Below are 10,076 nucleotides of genomic sequence, written 5' to 3' on the forward strand. Positions count from 1 at the left end.
GACAGATAACCAGACAGCGTTGCACATCACCGCGGGCGATCAACTCCTTCATCAACAACCCGGCCATAATCGTCTTCCCGGCGCCGGGGTCATCGGCCAGCAAAAAGCGCAACGGCTGGCGCGGCACCATGGTCTCATAGACAGCGGCAATCTGGTGCGGCAGCGGCTCAACCAGCGACGTATGCACGGCCAGCAGCGGATCGAACAGATAGGCCACCCGAATCCGATGCGCTTCGGCGACCAGGCGAAACAGCGCCCCATCACCATCAAACCGCCAGGGTCGTCCCTGCTCAACCAGCTCCAGGCGCGTCTCATCACTGCGAAACAGCAACAGATCGGCTACCTTCCCGCTGGGGTCACGATACACCAGCGTCACGGCCTCAGTCCCGTGCCACTGCACACTCACCACTGTGACCGACGTATCGGGTAGCATACCGCGAATGGTCACGCCAGGTTTCAGATCATCGAGTGCCAGCACCGTCTATCCTCGTCTCTATCACGTAAAAAACATCCCTGATTTTTATGAATGGTAACACATCATTATGAGCGGTGCATTACCAACCACGTGGTGCCTGCCGCCCGAACCGACGACCCACGCAGGATACCAGAGACACGACAGGCGGAGGGGTATGGCGTGTCGGCCCATCACGCGACACCGAACCTGATGTGTTGGACGCCAAGAGGGGCGACGCATGCGTCGCCCCTCCGCCACACCGACCTGATCCTTTCGACGCCAGTGTTGGTATGAATGATCGCCGTCTATGGCGTGCCCCAGCCCCCTACCGCAGCCACCACCCTCCCTGTTGGGCGCGTGTCACACCAGGCACGTGAACCCAACACCAGCCTACCAGGTTTGCCTGCATCATGCCGGCGCTGCATTGCAACGCGACTGCGCATGAATCAAGTTGACGGTGCCGACCCACCAACGATGCGCCGGTGTCACACCCTGAAATGCGCCAGTATGGTTCTGATAACCCGAATAATGCATCGTGTTAGTCAAGACTTGCTATCAGCCGCATCTTCTCACCGTGCTCAGCGAGTCGTCACCGGCTGCGGATGACTGGCTTCGTAAGCGATAATTGCCTCTTCCTGTTGGAGCAGAAAACCGAGTTGATCGACCCCATGCAGCAGGCAGTATTTGCTAAATGCATCAATCGGAAAATGCACCTGTCGGCCATCCGGCAACGTCACTGTCTGCGCTGCCAGATCAATCGTCAGATGCATCTGTGGATCAACCGCATAACGGGCAATCAGTTCATCGTAGACGGCCTGATCAATCGTTACTGGTAGCAAGCCAATCTTGAGCGCATTACTGCGAAAGATGTCGGCGAACGATGGTGCCAGCACAGCTTTGAAACCATAATCCTGCAATGCCCAGGGAGCGTGCTCGCGCGAGCTACCACAGCCAAAATTACGCCCACTGATCAGAATGGTTGCCCCGGCAGCTTCCGGTCGATTCAGCGGAAAATCGGGATTGGGTGTGCCGTCTGCCTGGTAGCGCCACGCCTCGAAGAGACCGGCGGCCAGACCGCTGCGGTCGGTCACTTTGAGGAAGCGGGCTGGAATGATCTGATCGGTATCAATATTCTCCACCGGTAACACGACGGCTTTGCCGGTAATGGTTGAAATCGGTTCCACGGGAGCCTCCTCTAGTTCAACAACGTGCGTGGATCGGTAACCACGCCTGTGATAGCTGCCGCCGCTGCCGTGAGTGGACTGGCCAGCATTGTGCGTGCTCCTGGCCCCTGCCGACCCTCGAAGTTGCGGTTCGAGGTGCTGACTGCGTACTTACCCGGTGGCACCTTGTCGTCGTTCATACCCAGACAGGCGCTGCAACCGGCTTCGCGCCATTCGGCACCGGCTTCTTTGAAGATGCGATCTAACCCTTCGGCCTCCGCAGCGCGTTTGACCTGCTGCGATCCGGGAACTACCATCACCCGCACGCCGGGGGCCACCTTGCGGTCACGGAAAAACTGGGCTGCCTGTCGCAAATCTGACAGGCGCGAGTTGGTGCAGGAACCGATAAAGACAACATCAACCGGGTGGCCCAGGAGCGGTTTGCCGGGTTCAAGCCCCATGTACGCCAGCGCCTTGTCGAGCGCTGCCCGGCTCCGTGCATCGGGCATATCCTCCGGGCGTGGAACTGGGGCGTCAATGGGAATGCCCATACCGGGGTTGGTACCATAAGTGATCATTGGTTTCAGTTCACTGGCCGAGAGGGTTAACTCGTGATCGAAGGTTGCTCCCTTGTCACTGGGGAGTGTTCGCCAGCGTGTCACGGCGGCCTCGAAATCGGCGCCCTTCGGAGCAAAGGGGCGGCCAGCGATATACTCGAAGGTCGTATCGTCGGGCGCAACCATACCGGCTCGTGCCCCGCCTTCGATGCTCATATTGCAGATCGTCATCCGCTCTTCCATCGACAGCGCACGGATCGCTTCACCCATGTACTCAAAAACGTACCCCGTACCGCCGCCGACGCCGTATTTAGCGATCAACGCCAGAATGATGTCCTTGGCAGTGACCCCTGGCCCCAGCCGGCCATCGATTCGTACCGCACACGTCTTGGGCTTGCGTTGGAGCAGGCATTGGGTTGCCAGCACGTGGCCGACCTCCGATGTGCCAATGCCGAATGCCAACGCGCCAAAAGCGCCATGCGTGCTGGTATGACTATCACCACAAACGATTGTCATTCCCGGTTGCGTCAATCCTTGCTCTGGCCCAATGACGTGCACAATGCCCTGATTCTCGTCACCCAATTCAAACAGTGGAATCTCAAACTCGGCACAGTTTTTGCGTAATTGTTCGAGCTGGCTGATTGCCATTGGATCAACAACGGGAATAATGCCCAGATGATTACGTGGCGTTGTCGGTGTGCTGTGATCCATCGTCGCCAGCGTCTTATCGGGTCGGCGAACCCGCAGCCCGCGCTGGCGTAATTCAGTAAACGCCTGTGGTGAGGTTACCTCGTGAATGAGATGCAGATCGATGTAGAGCACAGCAGGCGTTTCAGCGGTTTCTGGTCGTACCAGGTGTGCTTCCCAGACTTTCTCAAACAGGGTGCGCGGTTTATTCATCTTTGCTCTCCTCCTTGCCGCAACCTACGACGCATGATTACCGTTAGCGCCACGCCAACGCGGATAGCTACCAAAGATTTTCAGCATGCCTGTATGCAGGCGAATGCGTTCGAGAGCACGGGCAACGTGTGGTTCGCGGCGGTGTCCATTGATGTCAACCAGAAAAATGTATTGACCGAGAATCGCACGGGTTGGGCGCGATTCGAGCTTCGTCATATTAATATTTTCGACGGCCAGTTCCTGGAGAGCACTTACCAGACTGCCGGGCCGATCCTCGCGGGTGAACCCAAAACAGAAACTGGTTTTGTCATCACCGGTAGGTGGGGCATCCTCGCGGGCCAGCACAATGAAGCGTGTGACATTGTGTGGGCTATCGGCAATCTCACGGGCCAGGATCGTTGCACCGACCAGTTCGGCTGCGCGCAGTGTGCCAATGGCCGCCGCCGGACGTTCATCGGCCATCGCCTCGGCGGGAGCTGCCGAATTACTCAGCGAAGCGACGGTAGCTACGCCGGGCAGGCAGCGCTCAACAAAGCGCCGACATTGGGCCAGAGATTGCGGATGCGCGTACAGCACCTTAATATCGCTCAGTTGTAAACCGGGTCGAGCCAGGAGATACTGGCGAATTGGCACAACAATCTCGCCGGCGATTTGCAAATTCGTCTCGTGGATCAGCAGATCAAGCGTATAGCTGACACTGCCTTCCAACAGGTTTTCAATCGGCAACACCCCTACGGTGGCCGCTTCCGTTTCAATGGCTGTGACCACAGCCGGAATACTGGCCAGCGGTAGCAGTCGTGCCTCGCGTCCTGCGGCGTAGGCAAGCGCTGCTTCTTCGCTGAAGGTTCCCGGTGGGCCAAGATAGGCAATGGTTTGCATACGTGTACTGACGCAGGTGTGTTGCAGGCAAGACGCCAGGTTATGCTTGTGGCATCCCGGTGTCGTGGTTAACCGATCCTGAAGGGAAGGATACGCTTCCCTCCAGAATCGCACAAGATCATCTACCCAAGCGTACTACCGCCGAAGATGTCAACCGGTAGTGTCCCGCTTTCTCCGCTGTAGCCGGCGGCATACGCCACTGCCTCTGCCTTGATTCGCTCCTGACGGGCAGCCAGCATCTTGTTGAGGGCCGCCATGTAGGCTTGCGCAGCGGCCACAATCGTATCGGTATGTACACCGTACCCACTAAAGATTTGCTGTGCTGGTCGGCGACCGGTCAGGCTGGTTGCGGTACTGCTGCTCTCGTTCAGGCGGGCTGGTGCACCCTGTTCGCGAATACGCACGGTCACTTCAGCGACTGCATCAAGCCCTTCGGTGATCGCATTGATCGAGAACTCGATCAACTCGTTCGGACGCTGAATAATGCGGTTAATCGCCTGATAGACCGCATCAACCGGGCCGGTACCCTGGGCACTGTCGATCCTGGTCTGCCCATCGGGGCCGATCAGCCGCACAGTCGCTGTGGGGATCATGCCGATACCCGACGCATACTGCACGTGGTCGAGTTTGTACAGCTCAGGTGTATGCTGCATCTCACCGGCGATCAGCGCCTCAATATCGCGGTCATCAACCTTCTTCTTGCGGTCACACAAATCTTTGAAGCGGGCGAAGACGTGCTGGAACTCTTCCTCGTTGAGCTGGTAGCCCTTCTCTGCCAGATACTTGCGGAAGGCATGGCGTCCAGAGTGCTTGCCGAGCACCAGGGTATTGCTGTCGAGGCCAATCGTCTCGGCACTCATAATCTCATACGTTTGCCGGTACTTCAAGACGCCATCCTGGTGAATGCCCGACTCGTGGGCGAAGGCATTGGCACCAACAATCGCCTTGTTGGGCGGTACCGGTACGCCGATGAAGCTGCTCACCAGGCGCGATGTGCGAGCGATTTCGCGCGTCTCGACACGAGTGCGCAGGCCGTAGTACTGCTGACGAGTGTGCAGGGCCATCACCACTTCTTCGAGTGAGGCGTTACCGGCCCGTTCGCCGATGCCGTTGATGGTACATTCGACCTGTCGCGCCCCTGCCCGTACGCCGGCCAGCGAGTTGGCTACCGCCATACCCAGATCGTCGTGGCAGTGGGTCGAGAGGATACAGCGTTCGATGCCCGGTACATTCTCGCGTAGATCACGGATCATCGCCCCGTACTCGTCAGGGGTGAGGTACCCAACCGTATCAGGAATATTGAGCGTCGTTGCGCCGGCGGCCACCGCAACCGCTACCGCTTCACGCAGGAAGAGAGGATCGGTACGACCGGCATCCATCGGTGAGAATTCCACATCTTCGCACAGCGAGCGTGCATAGCTGACCATCTCGTGAATCAGGACTAGAGCTTCGGCACGAGTCTTGCGAAATTGATATTCCAGATGGATGTCAGAAGTTGACATAAACGTATGAATACGCTTTTTGGCTGCCGGCTGAATCGCGCTCCACGCCTTGTCGATGTCGTCGCGATTGGCACGCGCCAGCGCAGCGATAATCGGGCCATCGGGAGTACCAATTTCGCGGGCAATTTCGTGCACGGCTGCCCAGTCGCCGGGGGAAGCTGCCGGAAAACCGGCCTCGATAATGTCAACCCGCAGCCGGGCCAACTGGCGGGCAACTTCCAGCTTCTCTTCCAGAGTCATCGTACAGCCGGGAGCCTGTTCACCATCACGCAGGGTTGTGTCAAAGATTCGGACGTACTCTACACTCGGTTCAGTGGTGTTGCTCATGGGGTACCTCCTGTTACGTGGTGTTGGGTCGTGGCCGGAACGACTACCGGCCACGATCTATAGCAATTCACTCTCAGGCGCCACCTTCACCCGGCTTGACTTCGCACGGGTTGACGAAAGGCATCATGCGGCGCAGCTCACGACCAATTTGCTCAATCGGATGGTTAATATCAGCCTGTCGGTAAGCGTTGAAGCGCGGTCGGCCATTGTGATTCTCATCGATCCAGTCTTCGGCAAAGGCACCGCTCTGGATATCGGCCAGAATCTGGCGCATGGCAGCACGGGTCTGATCGGTAATGATCTTCGGTCCTGCTGTGTAATCGCCCCACTCAGCAGTATCGCTGACCGAGTAGCGCATATAGTTGAGACCACCCTGGTAGAAGAGGTCAACGATCAGCTTCAGCTCGTGCATACACTCGAAGTAGGCAACCTCTGGCTGATAGCCAGCCTCGACCAGGGTCTCGAAGGCGGCCTTAACCAACGCGCTCACACCGCCGCACAAGACCACCTGTTCCCCGAAGAGGTCGGTCTCGGTCTCTTCGGCAAAGGTTGTGCGCAACACACCGGCACGGGTGCAGCCAAGTCCTTTGGCGTAGGCGAGGGCATCTTCAAAAGCCCCTCCGGTCGCATCTTGCTCAACCGCAATCAGTGCCGGTACGCCACCGCCCTGCGTAAAGACCTCACGTACTCGATGACCGGGCGCTTTCGGCGCGACCATACTGACATCGATACCCTGGGGCGGGATGATCTGACCAAAGCGAATATTGAACCCGTGCGCGAACATAAGCGTTTTACCGGGTTCCATTGCCGGTGCAATATGCTCGCGGTAGAGGTCGGCCTGGCCGATGTCAGGAGTCAGGATCATCACGATCTGCGCTTCGCGGGCAGCCTCGGCCACCGTCATTACTTTCAACCCGGCAGCTTCGACCTTAGCCCAGCTCTTCGAGCCGGGGTAAAGACCGACGCGCACGTCGAGGCCGCTGTCGGCGAGGTTACGGGCATGGGCGTGACCCTGGCTGCCAAAGCCGATGATGGCAATCGGCTTGTTTTTCAAGCGGTTGAGATCGGCCTGATTGTCGTAGTACAGTTCTGCCATGATTCTCTCATTCCTCACTCTCATGCGATGCCCGCTGCATCGCGCACGATGTAAGAACCACTGAGACGCCCAAAGCGGGCGTCTCAGTAGCTAACGATTAATTGAGCACCGGTACGGATGCGCCATTCGTTGCCGGCTCAACGTACTCGCCGGCATTGTGGCCGCGAGCACCACGTACCATTGCGATGCGACCGGTGCGCATCATTTCTTTGATTCCATAGGGGCGTACTACCTCGATGAAGTTCTCGACTTTGCCCGGCGTACCGGTCATTTCGACGATCATTGTGTTGGCGCCGACATCGACGATACGCGCCCCAAAGACGCTGCACATCGAGATGATCTCGTGGCGGACTGCCGGTGGTGCGTGCAGCTTGATCATGGTCATTTCGCGTTCAACCGTCGGATCGTCGGTTACATCACTTACCTTGATCACTTCGATCAGGCGGTAGAGCTGCTTGACCACCTGCTCGACATCTTCCGACTCGACAACCAGCGTTAGCCGGCTCACGCCGGATGTTTCGCTGTGCCCAACGGCCAGGCTCTCGATGTTATAGCCGCGACGGCGCACCAACCCGGTCACACGGCTCAGCACACCGGGTCGATCTTGCACGAGGGCGACGATGGTATGTTTCTTCATTGTCTGCTACTCCTTCATGTTACAAGGTTATCTGCGCCCTACGCCTGCGACTCAGACAAGATCATCTCGCCGATTGACTTGTTCTGGGGCACCATCGGGAAGACGTTGACCTCCCGCTCGACCCGGAAATCGATCAGGACTGGGCCATCGGTAGCGTGGGCTTCGTCAATGGCATCCTGCACATCCTCGCTGCGTTCAACGGTCAGCCCCTTCCAGCCATAAGCTTCTGCCAGTTTGGCAAAGTCGGGGCCGGAGAGAGGTGTTCCGCTGTACCGCTTGTGCTCGAACAGCTCCTGCCACTGCCGCACCATACCGAGATACCCGTTGTTGATGACGGCTATCTTGACATTCTTCAACCCTTCCTGCACGATGGTCGCCATCTCTTGATTGGTCATCTGGAAGCCACCGTCGCCGACAATGGCCCAGACCGTATCGTTGGGGCAGGCGATTGCCACTCCCATGGCTGCCGGCACTGCAAAACCCATCGTCCCGGCACCACCCGATGTAATATGCGTGCGTGGGCCGTGGTTCCAGTCGATCAATTGGGCTGCCCACATCTGGTGCTGACCGACATCGGTGACCACCCGATAGTTGCCGCGTGCGTTCAGCGTGCAGCTCAGCGCCTCGTAGACATCGTGCGGTGGCAAAGCCATATTTGCCATTGCGGCCCGGTTCTTGTACTGCTGCTTGCCCTGGTGCTTATCCTGCATCTCGCGGATGTGCTCCATCCAGTCCGAAGCATGCGTGTGCAGATCGGCCAGCTCGCTCGGCGGGGGCAAATCTTCCAGGAAAGCCTGCAACACCAGCCGGGCGTCGCCGACAATCGGCACGTCAACTCGCACGTTCTTACCGATTTCAGAGGGATCAATGTCAACGTGAATGATACGGGCGTGGGGGGCAAAGGTGCTGGCCTTACCGGTCACCCGGTCGTCGAAGCGACCGCCGATGTTGAAGAGAACGTCACACTCCTGAATGGCGCGATTGACATGCACCCAGCCATGCATGCCCGGCATACCAATACTCAACGGATGATTTTCGGGGATAGCACCAATGCCGTGCAGGGTGGTAATCACCGGGATACGCAACCGTTCGGCAAACTCTTGCAGCTCGCGGTGAGCACCCGCCATGATGATGCCGTGGCCGGCGATGATCAACGGCTTCTTCGCGCTGATCAGCAGCTTAATCGCTTCCCGAATCTGACGACGGTTTCCATGATAGGTTGGCTTGTAACCGGGCAGATTGAGCTTGACGTCCCAATTCGGTACCGTCGTCTTCTGCATCGCGTCCTTGGTAATGTCGATCAGCACCGGGCCGGGTCGTCCGGTTGTTGCGATGTAAATCGCCTCTTTGAAGACATAGGCCAGCTCATCGACATTCTTCACCAGATAATTGTGCTTGGTAATCGGCATCGTAATTCCGGTAATGTCCGTCTCCTGGAAGGCATCCTTACCGAGAACATGACTGCCGACCTGTCCGGTAATTGCCAGCAAGGGCGTACTGTCCATCATCGCATCGGCAATTGGCGTGACCAGATTGGTCGCGCCGGGGCCACTGGTACCGATACAGACCCCGATCTTGCCGGTGGCGCGGGCATACCCTTCTGCGGCATGACCGGCTCCCTGCTCGTGGCGACACAACACGTGGCGTAGCCGGTCGCGATAGTCCCACATCGCGTAGTAGAAGGGCATGATGGCACCGCCAGGAATGCCGAACATCACTTCGACTCCCTCCCGGATGAGGGCTTCACACATAATCTGGGCGCCGGTAAGAGGTTTGGTCATCGAACTTACTCCTGTCCACAATGAATCTGTAACCGAGCTTTTGAGACACAGCCATAGGTAGCGGTCATTAGCGCAACCCTGCGCTATGCCGTTCCAAACGACCAGGTCTATAACCGACGAGCCACAGCAATGGGGCAATACGCCGCTACTCACTCCGCTGTGAGTAACCGAACGCGCAGCGATGCGTCGGCAGGCGACGGTGAACTGAATTGAATACCAGATGCCGGTGAGATGCTACCGGCACGAAAACGAGTTGCGGCTGCCATGCCTGTCGTTGCCAGAAGAGCAGGTTGTGTTTGCTGAGCCGCTTCACGTTGATTCTCTCACGGGTACTAAAAAACCTCCCGAACATCGGGAGGTTCAGTCTTGCATCCTGATCTGGGGCTTTGCGTCCTTCCCCTCCCTAAACACGTTTGCTCCACCCGCCAATAAGGCTAAGGAGGAGTACGAATACGAGAAGGATAAGGCTTACAAAGTGAGCGACCATAGATTTGTACTTTTTACCTGAATTGACTATCCGCGAAGAGGATACCATAGAGCGTCGGGTTTGTCAACAGGGCGGGCAGAACCTGATCGTCGTGAATCTTCCTCAACCTCCTGCATCGGCTCACAGGCTTTCCCTTGCACAGGAAACGATAGTCTATCCTGCTCCCAGGCTGCCGGTGTGGCAGCGAGGAGCGCTCACGATCATCGCCAGTGCCCTTACTCATTGGATTAGGTGCCTTACTCGCCTGTCATGCACGTGGCGTAACGTTTGGAGTGCGGCAGCCATGCTGCCGC

7 protein-coding genes and 1 pseudogene are annotated in these 10,076 nt (G+C 57.8%); all 8 read right to left on the bottom strand.

The window, feature by feature from the left end:
* A pseudogene (locus VAE57_RS02065) lies at positions 1-478 on the bottom strand (RNA helicase); the annotation flags it as partial.
* 554 nt (positions 479-1,032) lie between these two features.
* Positions 1,033-1,638, bottom strand: a complete 606-nt coding sequence (gene leuD / locus VAE57_RS02070; protein WP_322820257.1) for a 3-isopropylmalate dehydratase small subunit — start codon at positions 1,636-1,638, stop codon at positions 1,033-1,035.
* A gap of 11 nt (positions 1,639-1,649) precedes the next feature.
* Positions 1,650-3,074 (bottom strand): 3-isopropylmalate dehydratase large subunit, encoded by a 1,425-nt coding sequence (gene leuC, locus VAE57_RS02075; RefSeq protein ID WP_322820258.1) that lies wholly within the window; start codon positions 3,072-3,074, stop codon positions 1,650-1,652.
* Positions 3,075-3,098: 24 nt separating this feature from the next.
* The gene (gene pheA / locus VAE57_RS02080) at positions 3,099-3,953 is read right to left on the bottom strand and encodes a prephenate dehydratase (protein WP_012256077.1); all 855 of its coding nucleotides are present in this window, start codon (positions 3,951-3,953) and stop codon (positions 3,099-3,101) included.
* A gap of 122 nt (positions 3,954-4,075) precedes the next feature.
* Positions 4,076-5,782, bottom strand: a complete 1,707-nt coding sequence (locus tag VAE57_RS02085; RefSeq protein ID WP_322820259.1) for a 2-isopropylmalate synthase — start codon at positions 5,780-5,782, stop codon at positions 4,076-4,078.
* Positions 5,783-5,855: 73 nt separating this feature from the next.
* Positions 5,856-6,878, bottom strand: a complete 1,023-nt coding sequence (gene ilvC / locus VAE57_RS02090) for a ketol-acid reductoisomerase (protein WP_416208421.1) — start codon at positions 6,876-6,878, stop codon at positions 5,856-5,858.
* Positions 6,879-6,975: 97 nt separating this feature from the next.
* Entirely contained in the window at positions 6,976-7,515 is a 540-nt protein-coding gene (gene ilvN, locus VAE57_RS02095; protein ID WP_322820261.1) for an acetolactate synthase small subunit, read from the bottom strand.
* 38 nt (positions 7,516-7,553) lie between these two features.
* Entirely contained in the window at positions 7,554-9,296 is a 1,743-nt protein-coding gene (gene ilvB / locus VAE57_RS02100; RefSeq protein ID WP_322820262.1) for a biosynthetic-type acetolactate synthase large subunit, read from the bottom strand.
* Positions 9,297-10,076: the final 780 nt, after the last annotated feature.

Source organism: Chloroflexus sp., from assembly GCF_034434295.1.
In the GTDB taxonomy this organism is placed as follows: Bacteria; Chloroflexota; Chloroflexia; order Chloroflexales; family Chloroflexaceae; genus Chloroflexus.

Excerpts from the sequence above, each read along its gene's own strand:
- leuC (WP_322820258.1), bottom strand. The coding sequence starts at position 3,074 with ATGAATAAACCGCGCACCCTGTTTGAGAAAGTCTGGGAAGCACACCTG.
- VAE57_RS02085 (WP_322820259.1), bottom strand. The coding sequence starts at position 5,782 with ATGAGCAACACCACTGAACCGAGTGTAGAGTACGTCCGAATCTTTGAC.
- ilvC (WP_416208421.1), bottom strand. The coding sequence starts at position 6,878 with ATGGCAGAACTGTACTACGACAATCAGGCCGATCTCAACCGCTTGAAA.
- pheA (WP_012256077.1), bottom strand. The coding sequence starts at position 3,953 with ATGCAAACCATTGCCTATCTTGGCCCACCGGGAACCTTCAGCGAAGAA.
- ilvB (WP_322820262.1), bottom strand. The coding sequence starts at position 9,296 with ATGACCAAACCTCTTACCGGCGCCCAGATTATGTGTGAAGCCCTCATC.
- ilvN (WP_322820261.1), bottom strand. The coding sequence starts at position 7,515 with ATGAAGAAACATACCATCGTCGCCCTCGTGCAAGATCGACCCGGTGTG.